Origin of the sequence: Microvirga splendida (assembly GCF_016427565.1) — a bacterium.
Taxonomy (GTDB): Bacteria; Pseudomonadota; Alphaproteobacteria; order Rhizobiales; family Beijerinckiaceae; genus Microvirga; species Microvirga splendida.
Genome location: NZ_JAELXT010000017.1, coordinates 23,079 through 42,698, shown reverse-complemented (window position 1 = coordinate 42,698; position 19,620 = coordinate 23,079). Strand labels below are relative to the sequence as shown.

The following is a 19,620-nucleotide window of genomic DNA, read 5'->3' as shown; positions in this document are numbered from 1 at the left end:
AATGAGGGAAACAGGCGGCAGACCGGGCAAGCCAAGTCACAGGCTTGTCCGGTCTCCACAGACGCCCGATCACGATCCTCGCCTTGAGCGGGATCAGCGCACACTCTGCACGAAAGCCCTACAGCCAAGACAGTCCGGATCAGGAGACCTCGACATGAACACCACACCAAATGCGTCCCCGGTGCCGCAGAAGACTTGGCGCACCCTCCTGGTCGGCACGCCGTTGGGCTGGGTCATTACGCTCGCGCTGGCAGCCCTCGGGGTTTACCTATTCATGGCCCACACGGGCCATGTCTTGGCCGCTCTGCCCTACCTCCTCCTGCTGGCCTGTCCCTTGATGCACCTATTCATGCATGGCGGGCATGGTCATCGCCATGGCGGCCGTGAATGAACAGGTGCGCCTCGCCGAACTCACGTCCGGCGTCGGCGCGCTCGTTCCCGGGATCGGAGCCCTCGCCGGCGAACGCCTCGGCGGCCTTGGCCTTGCTCGTGCTTGCCGGTACGTTGGTTGTCGCCTGCGGCATGTTTGACAAGCACCACCCCGTGCGTCAGGCCGGGGCTCCAGCCGCTTGGTGGGCACCCGTCGCTTACCGGACCTGCTGGGTTCTTCTGGGAGGCGCGGCGCTTGGGATCACGTTGAGACCCGTGCGCATTCCTCGCCCACGGGCAGGCTTTCCCGCCCAACCTGTTGCTTGGGGCTGCCGAACCAAACCGCGAGGAAAGGCGGTGGGCACACCGTGTGACATCCGCGGTCCCGAACGATCCTTCCGGGACATTGCCTTGCCCAGGCACTCTGCCGGAGCTTTGACGGCCGCGTTTGCGGAGCCGCCGGTTCACGCATGCATTGTGAACGGTGGCGCCGCGGCCCGGCGGCTGGGTTGGTTCTGCCAAGGCATGAGCCTTGTCGAGCCTGCTGGCTCGGCGAGCCTTCCAAGTACTTGGCCCAGCGCGGCTGTCACGGACCAGCCCCGCTGATCGAACGTCCCTTAGAGAGCCGTCTCACGCGAGCTGCCGAGCCGTTTTCTGCTGCCTTGCGGCGGGGCCGGGATGCTCTCCAATCCCCCGAGATCCTCCAGGATCGGGCATTCCGGGCGATCATCGCCATGGCAGTGAGCGGCCAAGTGCTTGAGGGCTGCCACCATGCCCTGCATCTCCGCGATGCGGACCTCCAGGCCCGCGATGTGGGAAGCGGTGATCTGTTTCACCTCCCGGCTCGGGCGCCCTGCATCGCGCCAGAGCCCGAGCAGGCGGGAGATCTCCTCGACCGAGAACCCGAGGGTCCGCGCCCGCTTGATGAAGCGGAGATCGTGAACGTCGCGCTCGTCGAAGTCCCGATAGCTGTTTTCGCGCCGGGCCGCCTTGGCGAGCAGCCCGATGCCCTCATAGTAGCGGATCATCTTCGCCGAGACGCCGGAGGCCTTGGATGCGGCACCGATGTTCATGGATTTCCTCCCTCTACTCCGCTGGAGCCAGCCGGCCACGGGCTGCCGGCGCGTCCGTGCCGCTCGCCGGCAGGGGCGGCGCGAAGCCACGCAGGCGCAACGCGTTCGTGAGCACGCTCACGCTGGAGAAAGCCATGGCCAGTCCGGCGAACATCGGCGACATCAGGATGCCGAAAAACGGATAAAGCGCTCCCGCCGCCACTGGGATCAGCACGACGTTGTAACCGAAGGCCCAGACCAGGTTCTGCTGAATGTTGCGGATGGTCGCGACGCTCAGCGCGATGGCGTTCGGCACGTTGCGCAGGTCTCCGGACATGAGCACGACATCGGCGCTCTCGATGGCGATGTCGGTGCCTGTGCCGATGGCAAGGCCGACGTCGGCCTGCGCCAGCGCCGGAGCGTCGTTGATGCCGTCACCCACGAAGGCCACTCGCGCCGCTCCGCCACCCTGCAGCCGCCGCACCACCTCGGCCTTGTCCGTTGGCAGGACTTCCGCAACCACGTCGTCGATGCCCAATTGCTTGGCAATGGCCTCGGCGGTGCGGCGGTTGTCGCCGGTGATCATCACGACCTTCAGCCCCAGCTCGTGCAGGGCCTCAACCGCCGTCGGCGTGGTGTCCTTGACCGGGTCGGCGACGGCGATCACGGCAGCGAGGCGGCCGTCGATGGCTGCGTAAAGCGGTGTCTTGCCTTCGTCGGCAAGGCGCGCGGCTGCGTCAGCGAACACAGCGACATCCAGCCCCATCTGGCGCATCAGGCGGTCGGCCCCAACCACCACCTGGCACCCCTCGACCTCGGCCCTCGCGCCAAAACCGGGGACGGCCTCGAACGACTGGGGTGCCGGCAGGTCAAGCCCACGCCGCTTGGCCGCTGCCACAATGGCCTCGGCGACCGGGTGCTCGGAGCGCGTCTCAACCGCCGCCACCAAACGCAGCACATCGGTCTCGGCAAAGCTCGCCGCGGCGGCGATGTCGGTGAGTTCGGGGCGTCCCTTGGTCAGAGTGCCCGTCTTATCGAGCGCGACGACGCCAACTTCCTTGAGCGCCTGAAGCGCCTCGCCGCGACGGAACAGGACGCCCATCTCGGCAGCCTTGCCGGTTCCCACCATGATCGAGGTCGGCGTCGCCAGCCCCATTGCGCACGGGCAGGCGATGATCAGCACGGCGACTGCGTTGATCAGCGCGTAAGTCAGCGCTGGCGCGGGCCCAAAGACAAGCCACGCCAGAAACGTCAAAGCCGCCACGCCGATCACCACCGGCACGAACCAGGTCGTGACCTTGTCGACGAGAGCTTGGATCGGCAGCTTGGACCCCTGGGCCTCCTCGACCGTGCGGACAATCTGGGCGAGCAGGGTGTCGGCACCAACCTTGGTGGCGCGGAAGCGGAATGCTCCGGTCTTGTTGATCGTGCCGCCGACGACTGGCGCGCCCACACCCTTCTGGGCCGGCACCGGCTCACCGGTGATCATGGACTCGTCCACGTACGAGGCGCCCTCGACCACCTCGCCATCGACCGGCACCTTGTCACCCGGCCGGACGACCACGATGTCACCGGGGCGCACAAGCTCGATGCCGATCTCAACCTCCTGCCCGTCGCGCATGACCCGGGCGGTCTTGGCCTGCAGGGTCATCAGGCGGCGGATGGCCTCGCTGGTACGTCCCTTTGCCCGGGCCTCGAACCAGCGCCCGAGCAGGATCAGAGTGATGATGACGGCGCCGGCCTCGTAGTAGGTGTAAGCCGTGCCCTCTGGAAGGAGCCCGGGCGCGAACGTCGACACCACCGAGTAGCCGTAAGCAGCTGTGGTGCCGATCATGACGAGCGAGTTCATGTCCGGGGCGCCGCGCAGAAGCGCCGGCCAGCCCTTGGCGTAGAAGCGCAGACCCGGTCCGAACTGGATCAGGGTCGCCAGCAGGAAGGACAGGATCCGGACCGTGCCGTCTCCGAGCGTCCCGGCCAGGAAGTGGTGGACGCCCTCGAACAGGTGCGATCCCATCTCGAAGACCAGCAGCGGCGCCGTCGCAAGGGCGGCCAGGATCACCGACCGGCGCAGGGCAGCCGACTCAGCCTCGCGGGCTGCACGCTCGCGGTCGGTCTGTTCCACACCGCTGCGAACGGGCTCCGCCTCGTAGCCGGTTTGCTCAACCGCGGTGATAAGCGCCGGTGTCACGTCCGAGCCACCCAAGGTGCGGACCGAGGCTCGCTCGGTTGCGAGGTTCACGGTGGCTCCAAGCACGCCTGGAACGGCTCGCAAGGCCTTTTCGACGCGTCCGACGCACGAGGCACAGGTCATTCCGGAGATCTTCAGGTCGATAGTATCCTCGACGGGCTCGTAACCTACGTCGCGGATTGCCTCAGCCAGCGCGCCGGTATCCGTAGCGCCAGGCCGCAGGATGATGTGGGCCCGCTCGGTGGCTAGGTTGACGTTGGCGGCCTCGACACCATTGACTGCGCGGATCGCCTTCTCAACCCGTCCGACGCACGAGGCGCAGGTCATCCCCTGCACGGCGACATCGATTGCCGTTCCGGGTGCGCCCTGCTGCTTCACCTGGGTCTGATTAACCATTTTCGTCTCCTTGGAGAACCATCAGGCACTTCCCCTAAACCTTCCCATCGTAGCAAGGTCAAGAGGGATCTCGGCTGCCTGCCTTGCTTTGGGGAGAACCACCACCGCACAAAGCGGCTCCTGCACAAGACCGCGACCGCCGACGTCCTGCGGGATCGTGTCCAGCATGTTGCGTTAGTCCCCAAGGCGCCGATGGTTCCAGCGGGGCACGTCGGGCTTGTCGCGCTCCCTGTCATGGCGGAGGCTGACATGGATCCGGACCTTTCGCCATCGCCCGACGCAACGACCGCCGCTGCACGTTTCCCGCGTCAGCTGCCGGCCATTCAGGAGACTCCAGGCGGGCCCTGGAAGCTGTCGGGCCTGAAAGCCAGGCATCCACCATCGGTGCACCGCCTCAGCGGTCGCGCCCTAGGCTTGCCATCAGCCGAGCAATCTCATTGGCAAGGCGCTGGCGTTCGCCTTCCGTGATCCCGCCGGACATGCTCGCCTCGACACAAGCCTGGATATGATCCTGCAGCATGTTGACCTGTACCCGCCGCAGTGCGGCAACGGCCGCATTGATCTGGTCCACCACGTCGCCACAGTAGCGCCCGTCCTGGATCATCTGCTGAAGACCTCGCACCTGGCCCTCAATGCGGCGCAGACGAGGGATCTGCCGCATATGATCGACAGCTATGCCTCCGTGCCATTCTTCCGAACCTGACATTCGCTGCCACCTCTTTAGCCGTTAACGCCCGAGAGGTCGATTAGGTTGGAACTATACCCCCCACCCGTATGTTGGCTAGGAGGTTGCATCGCATTCGGTGCCACCGAACACCTAGTAAAGCCAGTCCCACCGAACTTCAGGGGAGCAGTCCCCAGGAGCGCAGCGATGAACACGACCTGGCACCGTTCAACGTCCCTCCTGCCGATGCGCAGTGGCCTTTCGACGAGGGTGCTCCTCGGAGCTCTTGCCGGTGCGCTCGCCGGAGCCGCTGCGGTGGCCATTTGGGGCAGCCGCAAACAGCTAGCCTACGGGTCCCGGCAGCCCCTCAACCGTGAGCGGAAACCTCTCAACCCAAGGAGACTGACCATGCATGCTCAACAGATGATCAGCACACACCCGCATGTGAAAGGGAACACCAACGATGTTCTCATCCGCTGCATCGAGGAGTGTTATTCCTGTGCACAGATTTGCACCTCCTGTGCTGATGCATGCCTGGGCGAGGACATGGTGGCTCAACTCACCCAGTGCATCCGGCTGAACCTCGATTGTGCCGACGTGTGCGCCGCCACCGGATCCGTGGCGACCCGCCGAACGGGTTCGAACGAGGAGGTCATCCGCCGCATGCTGGAGGCTTGCGCGACAGCCTGCCGCCTGTGCGCTGAGGAGTGCGAGCGACACGCTGGCCACCATGAACATTGCCGCATCTGCGCCGAGTCCTGCCGCCGTTGCGAGCAGGCCTGCCAGGAGGCCCTTCAAAGCATCGCCCACTAATCCCCACGCAGAAGCTGCGGGTGGGCTGGCTTGAGGCTGGTCCACCCGCAGTTGCGCAAGCACGACGATACGCCGCAAACTCAGGAGCAGCCGATGTTCTTCCGCCAGAAGCAGATGGCCTACCATGCCAAGCCCGAGAGGCCCGATCCGATTTTCGCCAAGCAGCTCCAAGAGGTGCTCGGCGGGCAGTGGGGCGAGATGAGCGTCATGATGACGTACCTTTTCCAGGGGTGGAATTGCCGTGGGCCGGAGAAGTACAAGGACATGATCATGGACATCGGCACCGAGGAGATCGGCCATGTCGAGATGCTCGCCACCATGATCGCCCGCCTGCTCGAAACCTCGCCGGTGGAGCAGCAGGAGGACATGGCCAGGAATTCCGTGATCGGAGCTGTGATGGGCGGAGCCCGGGTCGAGGATGCCATCGTGGCCGGCATGAACCCTCAGCACTACATCGTGGCCGGGCTTGGCTCTCGGCCGTCAGACAGTATCGGCAATCCGTGGACATCGGCCTACACCATTGCGAGCGGCAATCTGCTCGCCGACTTCCGTTTCAACGTGACTGCCGAGAGTCAGGGGCGTCTCCAGGTGGCCCGTCTCTACAACATGACGAACGATACCGGAGTGCGGGACATGCTGTCCTATCTCCTTGCGCGCGACACCATGCACCAGAACCAGTGGCTCGCAGCGATCAAGGAACTGGAGGAGGATGGCCTTGAGATGACGCCGTGCCCGTCGAACTTCCCGCAGAACCTGGAGAAGAGCGAGGTCGCCTACCAGTTCCTCAACCATTCGGAAGGCACGGAGAGCGAGCAGGGCCGCTGGGCTCAAGGGCCGGCGCCGGACGGCAAGGGCACCTTCACCTATGTCGACCGTCCTCCTGCCTTCACGGAGGACGAAGGCCTGCTCAACCCGGTCGATCCGCGCACTTACGGCACGCCGCCAGCACCAGTGCCCCCGGCGGCGGCTGAGTAAGACTACATCCGAGGGCGGCGGCTTCGGCTACCAGGCCGCCGCCCACCCCCATTGTGCGGCAACAGGAGGAGAGGACGTGCAGTCTCCCAGGACGGACGACTTTCGCCTTGAGCGAGTTGACGGAACCATCATCGTGACCTTCACGCCCGATGGCCGATCCTACACTTTCCCCATCAATGGGGACCAAGTCGCAGAGCCAACTACCTCGCCCGCCCGGACAAGCGCGAGCGATTACGCTGACGACGAAGTCCGCAGAGCTGCAACCGAGCTGGCGAGGCTTGCGCTCAAGGGCGCGCCCTGAGCTCCGAAGGAGGTGTGTTTCATGAGAACCTACAAGGTAACTGGGATGACCTGCGGCGGTTGCGAGAAGTCAGTCACGCGGGCCATCAAGAAGCAACTTGGGGACGACACGACAGTCGAGGCCGATTCCAAGACAGGCGAGGTTCGCGTCGACGCCTCGGCCGATCCGCAGATGGTGGTCTTCGCCATTGATGGCGCCGGCTACAAGGTGGAAGAAGTCAAAGACTAACGGTGGGGGCGACTTCGGATGTTTAAGGCGCTCGCATAGGACGAGGCTGACGGGCTGCCTCCGCGCTGTTGGTGCCGTATCGCCATGTGCAGCGTGCCACAATGCCGGGGCTACACAACGACGGGTCTTGCGGCAGCATACTGCTTCAATCCGGACCGACCGCTGCGCCCTTGAAGATCGGGTTCTCGCCCATGTGCCGTCTCGCCGCAGCAGATCCAGAAGACATCTTGATCTTGAGCGGAGCCCCACGTGTCGGCGCTTATCGCCGAAATAAAGCACCTCTTGACCTTGCTACTGTGGGAAGGTGCAGGCTTTCCAAACTAGCAACATTGAATGGAGAGCGCGACTATGTGCGGATGTTCAAACCATCAGTCTCACAAGGCTGCTGGTACCCGTCAGCCAGCTTCTGGTTCCTTGACCGTGCCGGTGGATGACATGACCTGTGGCCACTGCGCAGGCACCATCTCGCAGGCCATCGAAGCGGACCTGCCTGGAACCCAAGTTCATGCGGATCCAGCAACGAAGATCGTCTCGATTCGCGGCACCACAGACACTGATACTGTCCGGGACATTATCTCCAGGGCCGGGTACACCCCGGGAGAGAGTGCCTACGTCTGACCTGAGGGCCCAGCAGGGGACAACAGCTTGCTCCGTTGCCCCTGCGTTCCCAGACCCAAAGGTCTAGCGTTGATGTTCTGCTGATCGCAGGGCGCGGCGGCGGCCGATTAGCTCAGGCCCCGCCGTGCTAACCTCGTCGTCCACACAGTCGGCTGCGTTAGCTCAGGTTGGAATGCGGCGGGCTCCGGCAGCCCGCAACCATCACTCAAGAACGTGTAGGAGCGTCCGTCTTCGACAGTTGGGGCTGTCTCGGATCACATTGCTCCGTTGTGACTGGCTCCTTATCGCCAGCCTTCAGGAGGCATCAGTGGACTGCTTTTGCCCGGTGCTTTCCAACTCCTGAATGAGGGATCGCATTTCGTCGATTTCCTTGCGCTGCGAGCTGATGATCTGGTCCGCCAGCGCCTTGACCCGCGGGTCGGAGATGTTCGCCCGCTCGCTTGTCAGGATAGCGATGGAGTGATGCGGGATCATGGCCTTCATCCAGGCCACATCCTCGACCGTGTCCTGACTGCGGACGAAGTACAGGGCCACCGCAAACACCGCCAAGCCTCCTAAAAGAATGCTCAGGTTCACCTTCTTGTTGGAGAGCATACTGAGCATGAAGCCTAGCATGATGATCGCCATCACTGCGCCCATGACCAGGGCCATGTAGGCTCTTGTCTCGCTCCAGTAGGCATGGTCGAAGCTGTAGACGTTCAGGTACATCAGTCCGAACATCGCGATTGTCGAGGTTGCGATCATCGCACCGAAGCGCGTGTACTTGGACATTGTCAAATCCTTCATCGTTGAGGCACCGCCCACCTCCATCCGAGGGGCGCCAATGTGGGCCCCTCGAATAGGGCATGAGAGTTGCGGACCGCTCTTGGCCTCAGCAGTCAGGAGCAGCCTGCATCCTGCCTGAAGGCGGGGCCTTTGTTACTTCGTGGAGCCGGTCGTCTCGTTCTTGTTCTCGCTTTGGGCATGCTTCTCCACCCAAGCGACAAGCTCCTTCATGCTCTTCTCGTTCTCCATGATGTTCTTTTCAGCGAGTTGCTTCGACTCGGCGTTGTCTGCGCCCTTCAGGCCAGCTCGGGCCATGGCGATGGCGCCCTGGTGATGGGGGATCATGGAACAGATCCATGCGACGTCTGCGTCCTTTGCCATCATGCCCGTCATCATCGGGTTGTTCATCTTCATCATGGCCTCATGCAAGCCCTTTTGGGTCTCATTCATTTGACCCATCATGCCCTGCATGCCGCTTTGCATGCTCTGGGACATGCTGGCCTGCATGTCCTGCATCTTCTTCATGGTATCCCCCAGGGTACTGGCCTGCGCGGCGGTGCGACATGCCTCCGGGAGCTGGATTTCGGTCTGCTGCGACTGGCCCGACGTCGTGCTGCTCTGGCTCTGCTGAGCGAGGGCGGCCGAAGCAACGACGGAGGCGACGGTGCCCAGGATGAGAATCATACGGGTCTTCATGACAGTTCTCCTTCAAGGTTAGGTGGCGGGGTTAAGCCGCAATCCTGCGGCAACTCTCGGACGGCACCCTCTTGCCGATTTCTGGCTTCGGCTATGCCGACCGAGCGGGGGTGTGCCGAGGGGCGGATCCGCCCCTCGGCTGCTTCAAAAGGGATCCGGCTACAGGAGGTCGTAGCCAGCAGCAGTCGCGGAGACGGTGTTGTCCTGGAAGATCAGCAGGGACCCGTCATGCGTAACAGCATCGTCCCTGATGAAGCCTCCTTCACGGGCATCCCCTGCATTGAACATAAAGTCGTCCTGGGCCATTTGGCTCTTCGACAACCCGACCAGGAAGATCGACCCTTCAGATGCAGCGTCCTGGTCAGTGCTCCAGCTGACGAGCACACCCTTCTTTCCACTCACCGTGGTGTCCGCCACCGCCACCTGGTCAGGTGTGATGTCGCGGAAAGCGATGTGATCGAACGCGCCCGGGCCAGCATCGAAACCGCCGACCGCGACATCGTTTCCGCTGTCAGGAGCGACAATGAACGCGTCGGCTCCGTCACCGCCATCGAGGATGTCGTCACCCGTGCCGCCCTCCAGCATGTCGTGACCCGCTCCCGCGGCAAGGACATCATTTCCCCTCTCTCCCATGAGGGAGTCAGCCATCGCACCGCCGAAAAGCTGGTCGTCACCGTCTTCACCTTTCAGGTGATCCATGCCGTCGCCGCCGACGAGGGTATCGCCGCCTGCGCCGCCGCGCAGGTCGTCGTCGCCCTCGTTGCCGGAGAGCTGGTCGCGGCCCTCCAACCCAACCAAGTAGTCGCGCTTGGACGTGCCGAGGAGCGTATCGTCGTGCGCTCCCCCGAACTCGATGTTGAAGTCGTCGAAGCGGAACCAGGCATCCGGACGCTCGTCCGCCCCAAGGGGCGGAGGGGTGAGCGCCTCGCCTTCGTTCTTGATGAACTCCTCCGCCGTGACACGGTCAGCGTCGGCGCCTGTCGGTTGGATGACCTTGCGGTCGTCGGCGAACATGAAGTCGTCCTGGGCGAGCTCCGTCTTTTTGACGCCTTCGAGCAGCACGGACCCCTCACCATCGTTCCAACTGATCAGAACGCCATTTTCGGTATCCTCGAAGCGAAGGTCTTCAGGCTCGATGTCACGGATGGCCAAGTGATCGAGCATGCCGGGGCCTGCGTCGAAGTCTTTGACGATGTCATGTCCGCTGTCCGGGGAGATCACGAAGGCATCGCCACCCGGGCCGCCGACCAAAGTGTCATTGCCCTCACCTCCTTCGAGATCGCCGTGGCCGACGCCCTCGTCGAGGTAGTCGGCGCCGGCGGCACCACGAAGACCGTCGGCGCCGAGACCGCCAATTAGGGCGTCTCTGCCGTCGCCCCCATCGAGATGGTCCATTCCGGCTCCGCCCCGGAGGTAGTCGTTGCCCTTCCCGCCCATCAGGTCGTCATCCATGCCGCGACCGAACAGGGCGTCGCTCCCAGCCCTGCCGAAGGCCAAGTCCTGCCGCCCCGTCCCAGCGAACCAGTCAAGGTGTCCTTTGCCGATGTAGAGCTTGACGTCTCCGAACGTCTCGCTTGTTGCACCGCGAGAGTACGTGTTCTCAAATGTGTGATGCTTGCGCTTGCTCGTCATGGTTCCAAGTCCTGTTTAGGACCGAGACATCAGGGTTCCGAAGTGTCCCGGTTGAGGTGAGTGAGGGGCACAGCCGGCGACACGGCCGCCAGCTCGTCGTGGTAGCGCGTTACGCAGCCATCCTGCGGCAGCTCTCGGCGCAGCGTCGGCAGGCATCAACGCAGTCCTGCATGTCGCCGACCTGCTCGCAGGAGCGGGCGCACTCCTCGCAGATCTCGGCACATTCCCGGCAGGTGTGCTTGTGGTGTGGCGAGTTCATCAACATGAAGTTGGCGGAGGCCTTGCAGATCTCGGCGCAGGCCATCATGAGCCGGAAGTGCTCGGGCTCAACATGCTTGCCGCCCTGCTCCAGGCAGTGGGTCATGGCCATGCCGTAGCAGGACTGGTAACAACGCAGGCATTCATCGATGCAAGACTGCATCTCAGGGGACATCCGGTGCATGTCCGTCTCCAAGGTTGGACGGGGCGTCCGCGTGAGTTGCGGCATGGCTGGGGGGACGCGGGACCGTGTGCCGAGCCGCTCGCTGAGAAAGGTCCTGGTCAACAGGGCTACAGGGCAGAAGAGCCGGTTGGACGCAGGCGCGCGGTCACACCGCAGGTGCTGAGGCGCGGGATATCAAACGAGCTTTGGAGGGCGGTCGAGACCGGACGGAGATCTGGGCAGGGGGATGCGATCAGCCACACTGCGCAGCGGAACCGAGAGCGGGAAGCCCTGCGCTGGAACGGCGGGGGATGGGACGACGGCCATCGTGCAGGCAGGATGGCAACAAACCTGCCAGGTCCCATGTGCCTTGGTCGGAGCGGAATGCTTGTGGTCCACCTGGCGATGCACGACGTGCTTGTGTCCGCCCTGCACAGCATGAGCTTGTGCGGCGGGAGCTTGGGCCGCGGCCTGGGCGGTCCGATGCCATGCCGCGCTCACGGGCGCGATGGCGATCATCGCGATCAGGAGGCGGGTCAGCATGAGGCGAAGCAGGTTGGCCAAGGCACCGTCCATTGCAGGGTTGTGGCTCAAACGGCAGCGCCTTTGATTAGTTCCACGGCCGCGCTTGACGCAGCCCCGTGCGGTCGGCTCAAATTTTGTGCAGCGGCAGCCAGTCATTGCTCTCGCCTGCTTGGGATTCAGGTGCGGTGCGCAGCGTGCTTATCGCCCAAAGCAAGATTGCGGGCGCTGTTGGCGAGAGCCAGGTGGCTGAACGCCTGCGGAAAGTTCCCGACCTGACGGCCCTCAACGGGATCGTACTCTTCCGCCAGCAGCCCGACGTCGTTGCGCAGGGCCAGCAGACGTTCAAACATCCGACCAGCCTCGTCGCGGCGGCCCTGCAGAATCAAGTTGTCGACCAGCCAGAAGCTGCAGGCCAGAAACGCTCCCTCGCCGGCCGGCAGGCCGTCCGCGGCCTCTGCCGTGTCGTAACGAAGAACGAACGTGCCATCGATGAGCAGGCGCTGCTCGACAGCCCTGACGGTTCCCTGGATCCTCGGGTCGCTTGGCGGCAGGAAGCCAACCAGTGGAAGCAAAAGCAGGCTCGCGTCTAGGTGCTTGGCCCCATAGGATTGAACGAAGCTTCCAAGGTCTGGATCGAAGCCTTTGCGGCACACATCATCATGGATCCGCTGCCGGAGCTGGCGCCAATGGTCGACGGGGCCTTCCAACCCGAACTCCTCGGCGCTGCGGATCATGCGGTCGAATGCAACCCAAGCCATGACCCTGGAGTGCGTGAAGTGCCGCTGTCCGCCCCGAACCTCCCAGATGCCCTCGTCCGGCTGCTCCCAGATTGCCGCCAGGTGGCTGGCCAGTCCGCGCTGCAATGCCCATCCAGCCTCAAGGGCCGGAAGCCCACCACGCCGGCCTTGGTACAGGGCGTCCATCACCTCGCCGAACACGTCGATCTGGCGCTGGCCGTAAGCAGCGTTGCCGATGCGGACCGGCCCGGAGGCCTCGTAGCCTGGGAGCCAGGACGCCTCCCACTCGTCGAGGCGACGCTCGCCCGCGATCCCGTACATGATCTGCATCTGCCGCGGACTGCCCGCGACAGCCCGCAGCAGCCAGGCCCGCCAAGCCTCGGCCTCGTCCCTGTACCCGGCGTCCATCAGGGACAGGAGGGTCAGGGTGGCGTCGCGCAACCAACAAAAGCGGTAGTCCCAGTTGCGGGGACCGCCGAGCTGCTCCGGCAAAGAGGTTGTGGGCGCCGCCACAATCCCGCCGGTGGGCCGGTAGGTGAGGGCCTTGAGGGTGATGTGCGAGCGCAGCACGGCGTCGCGCCACTGACCCGTGTGCTGGCAACGGCTCGACCATTCCTGCCAGAACGCCTCCGTGTCGCGCAAGGCAGCCAACGGGTCTATCGCCTCAGGGGGCGGAAGATGGGACGGGCCGTAGGAGAGGATGAAGGGGACCACCTCGCCCTCAGAGACCGTGAACTTGCCAACAGTCCGAAGGTCCTCGCCATGCACAGGGACAGGCGTGCGCAAGATGACCAGGTCGGGCCCGGCGACAGCCTGGAGCGCTGCTCCGTCCTCGGTCCGGCTGACCCAGGGTACAGCGGAGCCGTAGTCGAACCGAAGCACCAGCTCCGTGTGCATGGCAACCTGCCCCCGGCGCCCAAACACGATCCGCACCAGGTCGGAGGCGGTGCCGCGGGGCGGCATGAAGTCCATGACTGTGGCGGCACCGTCGGCCGTCTCGTAGTCGGTTTCCAGGACGAGCGTCCCATCCCGGTAGCGCCGGCTCACGCGCGGCGCCGGCTCATACGGGGTAAGAAGCCAGCGTCCGTGCTCAGGGGTCCCGAGCAGGGCCGCAAAGCAGGCGCTCGAATCGAAACGGGGCCAGCACAGCCAGTCGATGGAGCCGTCACGCGCGACCAGGGCCGCCGTCTCGCAGTCGCCGATCAGGGCGTAGTCCTCGATGCGGGAAGGCATCCGCAGTCCTCCTGACTAACCATTCTCTCGGAAGCCCGGATAGAGCGTCATTCCGCCATCGACGAAGAGGGTGGTGCCGACGACGTAATCGGAGGCGTCGGATGCCAGCCACACGGCCGCCCTGGCGATGTCCTCCGGCTCCCCGACCCGGCCATAAGGGATCAGTTCGAGCAGCTTGCGCTCCGCCTCGGGCGTCTCCCAGGCCTCCCGGTTGATCGGGGTCTTGATGGCGCCCGGCGCAATGCCGTTCACGCGGATGCCGGCCTGGGCGACCTCCTGCGCGAGGCTTTTCATCATCAGCATCACCCCGCCCTTCGAGGCGGCGTAATTGACATGCCCCGCCCATGGGATGACCTCGTGCACCGACGACATGCAGATGATCTTGCCCGTCGCCCGCGAGACCGACGGGTCCGGACCTTGGGCTAGGAACCGGCGCACCGCCTCGCGGGCGCACAGGAACTGGCCGGTGAGGTTGACGTCGAGGACCCGGCGCCACTGGTCCAGCGTCATCTCGGCAAAGGCGGCGTCCCGCTGGATGCCGGAGTTCGCGACCAGGACGTCGACGCGACCGAACGCTTCGCCGAAGGCATCGAACATGGTGCGCACCTCGTCCTCGCTCGACACGTCGGCCTTGAGCGCCATGGCCTCGCCGCCCGCGCCGCGGATCGCCTCCACGATCCACTCGGCCTCCTCGGGATGCGAACGGTAGTTGACGCCGACGGCAGCTCCGGCCGCGCCGAAAGCAGTTGCGATAGCGGCGCCAATGCCGGAACTGGCGCCGGTGACAAGGGCCTTTTGGCCTCGAAGAGGAAGGTGGGCATCAATGGTCATGGGGCACTCCTCAGATGATGTAGCGGTCCCAGCTGGCGTAGTGCTCGGCCGTCCGGCGTCCGCGTGGCAGGCTGAGCCCGATCAGCGCGAGCCCCAGGATCACGCCAACGACAGCGGCAATCCCGGATCCTCCGTCGAGAAGCCAAGGCGCGATCACTAGCCAAGCGCCGAGCGGCACGTTGATGAAACGAAGCGCCCGGGCGACCTCCGCCGTCGCGATGACCGCGACCGTGATGGCCAAGGCTCCGATGACGTGGTCGCTGTTGGCCATCGCTCCCGTCGTGCCGAGGAACACCCGCGTCAGCATCAGAAAGGCTCCGATCAGGATCGTGAGCCCGAGCGTCCATGGCAGGGTGATGCCACGCGATGTGTCCGTCCAGAACTTGGCCGGGCTGGCTAGGTTGTCGGACCGGTCCTCCCGGCCTCCGTCCACGGCATCGCCCTGGAAGAAGGTGCGCAGCAGCGGCTTGCCCTGCCGGTGGGCCCAGTAGAGGAACTGCCCCATCGCGATCACCTCGTCGAGGGCGAACGGGATCATGACCAGCATCGCCAACGCGGCAATCAGCGCCGGTGTGCTCCAGGTGCCGATCATGATGGGCTGGATGATGATGAAGTAGACGCTCACCACCCCGAGCGGGATGACAAGGATGCCGAAGAAGGTCACCATCCACGGCATGGTCCGCCAACGATCGCGGGTGCCCATGATCGCCATCAGGATCTCAAGCATGTAGCTCACTGCGCCGAGGCCTGCGTCCGGGATCGGCCAGGCTCTTGATACGTCGGACGTGATGATCTCCTCGGTGCCGTTGCGGGGATTGGCCGGGTTGCCCAGGAAGAACGGCTCCCAGGCATAATCCACGTGCCCGAGCTGGTAGGCGGTGAGCATGCGCGAGATCAGTAGTCCGATAAGCCCCATCGCGGCGATGGGAAGCCGCTGCGCGCCGGTTGAAGGACAATAGGTCCACCCCGGCGGTACGATCTTGGGATCCATCATGCCTGCCATGCTCATGCCGGGCATCATCGGCACGAGCACCGCGAATGCGATCACGAGCGAGCCGACGAGAAGGTCGTTCTGGTACTGGGCGGCGCTCGGACTCCAGAACAGCAGCGGCGCGAACAGGAGCCAGATCCCGATGAACGCGTTCGCCCACTGCGCGAACCACGCCGTACGCTTGGATAGCGACAGGGCGCCGAACAGCGCGATCAACAGGCCGCTGACGACATCGCTCGCCATCAGGGCGCCGGCCCGCCATTCGACCGACGGCAACCCGCGCTCGGCCGTGATCGCCCGCACGGCGGCGCTCACGGTCTCGCTCGTCACCGAATCGTAAACGAGGGGACTGGCCGCGAGCCACAAGCCCAGCCCGATGTTGACGAAATGCGCCCAGCGGGTGCGACGGGCATCTTCCTCCATCATCGCCATGTGGCCATGGCCGCCCGGAGCTGTCATCCCGCTATGGCCGGTATGATCCGCATGGCCAGCATGGTCGCTCTTGCTCGTCGGCGGGGGCTCCATCGCTGAAGCGTTGCCGTGCCCCATTGTGGCGTGATCATGCATGGCATGAGCCTTGTCCGCGGCGTGTGCTCCCCCGCCAGTGCCGCTGTCCGCCGCCATGGTGTGTGACGGCCGCTGCCCGTACCAGGCGACGAGCGCCGGATTGAGCTTGTTCGCCTTGTACCAGCCGGTGGGGTCACGCTTGAGTGCCGCCACCATTTTCGGCAGGGTGTCCCGCAGCGAATGCCTCGGTTCCCAGTCCAGGAGCCGGCGTGCCCGCGTGATGTCGAGCACGTAGTGGTCGCTCGACTGCTCGACCATCCAGGGTTTGATGAACTCGTCGCTGCCCAGCACCTCGCTCTGGACCCACGTGCCCGCCATGGCCAGGGACTTTGGGATCCGGACCGTCCTCCAGTCCTCGCCGTGCATGGCCTCGCCGATGATATTCTGCACCTCGGCGTAGCCGAGCGCCTCGGGCTCGCCCACCAGGAGCGGCAATTCAGGCGGGAGGTCCCGCCGGCGCTCGATCACCCGGACGATGGCCTCGGTGAGGTCGTCGAGGTGAATGAACGATTGCCCCGCACAGAGCATACCAGGGTAGAAATGCGCAATGAGACGGTGCTCGTAAATCCGCGCCACCTGCTCGGCGATGAACGGCGAGTGGCCGAAGTCGTCGTAAACCCCGGCGATGCGCAGCATCACCACCGGGGCGCGGCCGTGACGCTCGCGCAGCATCGCTTCGGTGCGCACCTTCGATTCCGGATAGGCCCAGGATGGGTCTACGGGCGAGTTTTCGTTGATGGTCTCGTCCGGCCGGTCCGTCGGCTTGTGGACCAGCATCGTGCTGGCGAACACGAACTGCTCCACCTCGAACCCTTGGAGCCCGTCGATCAGCCGGCGCGTGCCCTGAACCGTGATCTTGTCATAGAGCGGGTTCGCCTCGCCCGAGACGTCGTAATAGGCGGCCAGATGCACCACCGACACGATCCGGTTGCCAAAGCGGCGACGGATCTCGTCGAGTGCGGCCGCGATCTTTTCGTCTGAGCCCAGATCGAAGTCGACGGCGTGCGCCGGGGGCGGCGGGTCCGGAGGGCCGGCGCGGTCGAGGGCGACCACCGTGTGGCTGTCGGCCAGCCGCTTGATCAGGGCACGGCCGATGAAGCCGGTTGCACCTGTTAGAACAACAACGTCCTTGTTCCGCTCCATGGGTTACTCTCCATTCTCGGTGCCGCAGGGGCGACTGCCGTCGGCTGCTGCTCTGCCTGGCTCTGCGAGGCCCGTGCGGCCGGTCTTCTCCGGTTCGGCGGGCCGCACCTGCTGTCGCGCGCCCGTGGATGCCAGGTTTGTCTCATGCGGGGCGATCTCTGTGACGCCGTAGGCCATGTGACGGGCAAGCCCCCAGACCTCGCTGTCCCACAGCCGCCGAAGCGCCACGTATTCGTCGCTGCCGTCCCGAGCCGCGCCCCTCGTGAGGACACCGTCCTCCTGAAGGCGTTGAACCGCGGCAGCAAAGCGCGCGCGCCAGCGGCACTCGTCGTCAGCATCCGGAGCCTCTCCGTCCGGATGACCGCGTCGGTGGCCGTGCCGGGGAACAAAGCCCCGTGTGCCGGCCAGAAGGCGCAAGCCGCTGCCCCAGAGCGCCTCAATGGACCCTGAGCGCACAAACGACCGGTGGTGCTCCCCGTCCAAGGCGGTTCGGGCCAGGCTGGCGCTGTCCAACACCATGAGAGTGATCCGCGCCATGGCGAAGGTTGGCTCCTCCCTGCGGAAGTAGTGCAGCACGGGGTAGGAGTGGTGGGCTTCCAGGAGCGACAGCACCTCGGTTGCGATGGTCGTGATCTCCGGCCGCGCCGGGGCGAAGTCCCCGCCAGGTCCGAGCCGTGCAAGAAGCTCGGCGGCATCGCCGCTGCGGTTGGACATCTGGTGCAGCAGGAGGGCCAACGTGTTGCGCCGGATGAGGGCGCTGTACACGGACATGAAATACGTCAGCGCGAGGGTAAACACGGAGAAGCCGATGCCGGCCTCAAGCACAGTCAGGACACGATAGAAGCTGGTCTTGGGCACCAAGTCACCAACACCCAGGGTGGTGAGGCTGTAGCCGCTGTAGTAGAACGCGGTCCAAAAGTCGGTGGGGGTCGGCCCCTGGCTGGCCTGCACCCCGGTGCCGAGTCCCGGCCAGACGATCAGGGCAAAGCCTGACGCCAGCAGGCAGGCCCACGTCACAACTGTCACCACCAGCAGGCTAGGCCCGGCGAATGCCAGGAGGCCGCCCCTGTGGTCTCGGGGCAGCAGCTGCGCCACGCTCCTGAACAGCCACCACAGGCCGCGGCTCAGGAAAGGGCTGATAAGGCCCACTCCACCGCGTGCGTAAAGCACGGTCAGGAACACGTCGGCCGCGGCTGCGGCCACGAGGCTGCCACCGGCCAGCTGCAAAAGCCAGTTGCTCATGAGCGTCCTTTCAGTCCGTGGCGGCGGTGACAGAGACACCGATGGCCCTTCTCCGGGCGTGTCGCTGCCATGCCGCTCTCCAACAGTGTTCACACCGGGCCACCGGTCGGGCGCAGGCGCGCACCGCGATGCCGTGGGTGCAGGTGTGCGTAGGCTCAGGCGAACTTGGGCGGACGGTCGAGGGCGGAGGGGGTGGTCGGCGCCGGTACGAGGTCGTGGCTCATGTGGAGGGGAGCCGAGAGCGGCAGGGCATCGGCGACACCGGCAGGCAAGGGGATGACAGCCACGGTGCAGGCGGGGTGGCAGCAGCCTTGGCCCGCCGCATGGGCTTTGACCGGAGCGGAGGGCGTGTGCTCGGCCCGGCTGTGAACCGCTCGCTTGTGCACGCCGTTCGCGCCGTGGACATGCACGGCAGGTTCCGGGCTGCCCGCCTGGGCGACGCCGTGCCAGGACGTGCTCATGATCGCGATGGCCATCATCGCGATCATGAGGTGGCTCAGCATAAGGCGAAGCAGGTGGGGCACGGTGTCGTCCATTGCGGGATCATAGTCCCAACGGCACCCCATTCAACTTGGTTCCGACGGTCCAGTCCACGGTCCCACTCCCTGGTCTACCCTACCGGACGGCCGCCACCCCTGGGGCGTCAGCCGGCGGCTGCAGCGCGGAGATCACCCGCCCAGACATGTTTGGCGTTTGATCCATCGCAAATACAGCCCACTGGTCGTCGGGTACATTCCCTGTACGGAGGAGAGATTCGTTGAGCGCTGTGTGGACCCACTTACGCCGGTTTATCGCGAGCCTTGTGCTCGTGGCCATGGCCGTGTTCGTGCTCCACAACGGGGCCATGGCCGGCATGCAGGCCCATGGCTTGGACAGCGTCCGGAGCGGAACTCAAGCCGCCATCGCGAAAGAACTCCAACAGCACCCGGGATGCGGTGGCGAAACTGCTGGCGTTGAGGTAGAGGATGGCTGCGCCCTGATGGGCGCCGATCACGATCACGACGGTGCGCAGGGCCTCCACAATCCACATTGCGGCAGTGTCTGCGGTTTTGCCTTGCCGTCCGTCAACCTCGGCCTCGCTACGGTCCGGGTCGTGGCCATGATCACCCTGACGCCCGAAAGCCAGCAAGGCTCGGGCATCGACCCGAATGGCCTGAAGCGTCCCCCGCGAACCCCCCACGCCGCCTGACCGAGCGACCGGCATGAGCCGTGTCGCTTCCCACGACGTGCTCA

The 19,620-nt window shown here is 65.0% G+C and carries 19 protein-coding genes; 6 read left to right on the top strand and 13 right to left on the bottom strand.

The window, feature by feature from the left end:
• Nucleotides 1–154: 154 nt before the first annotated feature.
• Nucleotides 155–391, top strand: coding sequence for a DUF2933 domain-containing protein (locus tag JAO75_RS15745; protein ID WP_199050084.1), 237 nt, complete (start codon nt 155–157; stop codon nt 389–391).
• A gap of 595 nt (nt 392–986) precedes the next feature.
• Here the strand turns inward: JAO75_RS15745 and cueR are convergent.
• The 3 genes from cueR to JAO75_RS15730 form a co-directional block, all read right to left on the bottom strand.
• Entirely contained in the window at nt 987–1,442 is a 456-nt protein-coding gene (gene cueR, locus JAO75_RS15740; protein ID WP_199050083.1) for a Cu(I)-responsive transcriptional regulator, read from the bottom strand.
• 13 nt (nt 1,443–1,455) lie between these two features.
• Nucleotides 1,456–4,005 (bottom strand): heavy metal translocating P-type ATPase, encoded by a 2,550-nt coding sequence (locus JAO75_RS15735; RefSeq protein ID WP_199050082.1) that lies wholly within the window; start codon nt 4,003–4,005, stop codon nt 1,456–1,458.
• Nucleotides 4,006–4,399: 394 nt separating this feature from the next.
• On the bottom strand, nt 4,400–4,711 hold the full coding sequence (locus tag JAO75_RS15730) for a metal-sensitive transcriptional regulator (RefSeq protein ID WP_199050081.1): 312 nt from the start codon (nt 4,709–4,711) through the stop codon (nt 4,400–4,402).
• Nucleotides 4,712–5,077: 366 nt separating this feature from the next.
• On the opposite strand from JAO75_RS15730, the gene JAO75_RS15725 reads away from it, so the two are divergent.
• From JAO75_RS15725 to JAO75_RS15710, 4 genes are all read left to right on the top strand, one after another.
• Entirely contained in the window at nt 5,078–5,482 is a 405-nt protein-coding gene (locus JAO75_RS15725; protein ID WP_199050140.1) for a four-helix bundle copper-binding protein, read from the top strand.
• Between the two features lie 30 nt (nt 5,483–5,512).
• On the top strand, nt 5,513–6,457 hold the full coding sequence (locus tag JAO75_RS15720; RefSeq protein ID WP_246742532.1) for a manganese catalase: 945 nt from the start codon (nt 5,513–5,515) through the stop codon (nt 6,455–6,457).
• 322 nt (nt 6,458–6,779) lie between these two features.
• Nucleotides 6,780–6,986 carry a heavy-metal-associated domain-containing protein gene (locus JAO75_RS15715; protein WP_199050080.1) on the top strand — a complete coding sequence of 69 codons (207 nt, stop codon included), beginning with the start codon at nt 6,780–6,782 and terminating at the stop codon, nt 6,984–6,986.
• 333 nt (nt 6,987–7,319) lie between these two features.
• Nucleotides 7,320–7,604, top strand: coding sequence for a heavy-metal-associated domain-containing protein (locus JAO75_RS15710; protein WP_343234629.1), 285 nt, complete (start codon nt 7,320–7,322; stop codon nt 7,602–7,604).
• Nucleotides 7,605–7,898: 294 nt separating this feature from the next.
• Here the strand turns inward: JAO75_RS15710 and JAO75_RS15705 are convergent, their stop codons facing one another.
• The 10 genes from JAO75_RS15705 to JAO75_RS15660 form a co-directional block, all read right to left on the bottom strand.
• The gene (locus JAO75_RS15705) at nt 7,899–8,375 is read right to left on the bottom strand and encodes a DUF305 domain-containing protein (protein ID WP_199050079.1); all 477 of its coding nucleotides are present in this window, start codon (nt 8,373–8,375) and stop codon (nt 7,899–7,901) included.
• A 147-nt stretch (nt 8,376–8,522) separates the two neighbouring features.
• Nucleotides 8,523–9,065: a DUF305 domain-containing protein gene (locus JAO75_RS15700; protein ID WP_246742531.1), complete on the bottom strand. Its 543-nt coding sequence runs from the start codon at nt 9,063–9,065 to the stop codon at nt 8,523–8,525.
• Between the two features lie 159 nt (nt 9,066–9,224).
• Entirely contained in the window at nt 9,225–10,697 is a 1,473-nt protein-coding gene (locus JAO75_RS15695; protein ID WP_199050078.1) for a calcium-binding protein, read from the bottom strand.
• Nucleotides 10,698–10,806: 109 nt separating this feature from the next.
• The gene (locus JAO75_RS15690; RefSeq protein ID WP_199050077.1) at nt 10,807–11,139 is read right to left on the bottom strand and encodes a four-helix bundle copper-binding protein; all 333 of its coding nucleotides are present in this window, start codon (nt 11,137–11,139) and stop codon (nt 10,807–10,809) included.
• Between the two features lie 174 nt (nt 11,140–11,313).
• Nucleotides 11,314–11,682 (bottom strand): hypothetical protein, encoded by a 369-nt coding sequence (locus JAO75_RS15685; RefSeq protein ID WP_199050076.1) that lies wholly within the window; start codon nt 11,680–11,682, stop codon nt 11,314–11,316.
• Between the two features lie 137 nt (nt 11,683–11,819).
• On the bottom strand, nt 11,820–13,613 hold the full coding sequence (locus JAO75_RS15680) for a glycoside hydrolase family 15 protein (RefSeq protein WP_199050075.1): 1,794 nt from the start codon (nt 13,611–13,613) through the stop codon (nt 11,820–11,822).
• 15 nt (nt 13,614–13,628) lie between these two features.
• Nucleotides 13,629–14,444 carry an SDR family oxidoreductase gene (locus JAO75_RS15675; protein WP_199050074.1) on the bottom strand — a complete coding sequence of 272 codons (816 nt, stop codon included), beginning with the start codon at nt 14,442–14,444 and terminating at the stop codon, nt 13,629–13,631.
• Between the two features lie 10 nt (nt 14,445–14,454).
• Nucleotides 14,455–17,145: an NAD-dependent epimerase/dehydratase family protein gene (locus JAO75_RS15670; protein WP_199050073.1), complete on the bottom strand. Its 2,691-nt coding sequence runs from the start codon at nt 17,143–17,145 to the stop codon at nt 14,455–14,457.
• Between the two features lie 3 nt (nt 17,146–17,148).
• A complete protein-coding gene (locus JAO75_RS15665; protein ID WP_199050072.1) occupies nt 17,149–18,387 on the bottom strand; it encodes a potassium channel family protein in 1,239 nt (412 codons plus the stop codon).
• A gap of 155 nt (nt 18,388–18,542) precedes the next feature.
• Nucleotides 18,543–18,923: a hypothetical protein gene (locus tag JAO75_RS15660; protein ID WP_199050071.1), complete on the bottom strand. Its 381-nt coding sequence runs from the start codon at nt 18,921–18,923 to the stop codon at nt 18,543–18,545.
• Nucleotides 18,924–19,144: 221 nt separating this feature from the next.
• Between JAO75_RS15660 and JAO75_RS15655 the strand changes: the two genes are divergently transcribed.
• Nucleotides 19,145–19,576 carry a hypothetical protein gene (locus JAO75_RS15655; RefSeq protein ID WP_199050070.1) on the top strand — a complete coding sequence of 144 codons (432 nt, stop codon included), beginning with the start codon at nt 19,145–19,147 and terminating at the stop codon, nt 19,574–19,576.
• Nucleotides 19,577–19,620: the final 44 nt, after the last annotated feature.

Coding starts and splice junctions, on each gene's coding strand:
- JAO75_RS15725 (WP_199050140.1), top strand. CDS start 5,078: ATGCATGCTCAACAGATGATCAGCACACACCCGCATGTGAAAGGGAAC.
- JAO75_RS15670 (WP_199050073.1), bottom strand. CDS start 17,145: ATGGAGCGGAACAAGGACGTTGTTGTTCTAACAGGTGCAACCGGCTTC.
- JAO75_RS15745 (WP_199050084.1), top strand. CDS start 155: ATGAACACCACACCAAATGCGTCCCCGGTGCCGCAGAAGACTTGGCGC.
- JAO75_RS15695 (WP_199050078.1), bottom strand. CDS start 10,697: ATGACGAGCAAGCGCAAGCATCACACATTTGAGAACACGTACTCTCGC.
- JAO75_RS15730 (WP_199050081.1), bottom strand. CDS start 4,711: ATGTCAGGTTCGGAAGAATGGCACGGAGGCATAGCTGTCGATCATATG.
- JAO75_RS15735 (WP_199050082.1), bottom strand. CDS start 4,005: ATGGTTAATCAGACCCAGGTGAAGCAGCAGGGCGCACCCGGAACGGCA.
- JAO75_RS15705 (WP_199050079.1), bottom strand. CDS start 8,375: ATGTCCAAGTACACGCGCTTCGGTGCGATGATCGCAACCTCGACAATC.
- JAO75_RS15660 (WP_199050071.1), bottom strand. CDS start 18,923: ATGGACGACACCGTGCCCCACCTGCTTCGCCTTATGCTGAGCCACCTC.
- JAO75_RS15710 (WP_343234629.1), top strand. CDS start 7,320: ATGGAGAGCGCGACTATGTGCGGATGTTCAAACCATCAGTCTCACAAG.
- JAO75_RS15680 (WP_199050075.1), bottom strand. CDS start 13,613: ATGCCTTCCCGCATCGAGGACTACGCCCTGATCGGCGACTGCGAGACG.
- JAO75_RS15700 (WP_246742531.1), bottom strand. CDS start 9,065: ATGAAGACCCGTATGATTCTCATCCTGGGCACCGTCGCCTCCGTCGTT.
- JAO75_RS15715 (WP_199050080.1), top strand. CDS start 6,780: ATGAGAACCTACAAGGTAACTGGGATGACCTGCGGCGGTTGCGAGAAG.
- JAO75_RS15690 (WP_199050077.1), bottom strand. CDS start 11,139: ATGCACCGGATGTCCCCTGAGATGCAGTCTTGCATCGATGAATGCCTG.
- cueR (WP_199050083.1), bottom strand. CDS start 1,442: ATGAACATCGGTGCCGCATCCAAGGCCTCCGGCGTCTCGGCGAAGATG.
- JAO75_RS15665 (WP_199050072.1), bottom strand. CDS start 18,387: ATGAGCAACTGGCTTTTGCAGCTGGCCGGTGGCAGCCTCGTGGCCGCA.
- JAO75_RS15675 (WP_199050074.1), bottom strand. CDS start 14,444: ATGACCATTGATGCCCACCTTCCTCTTCGAGGCCAAAAGGCCCTTGTC.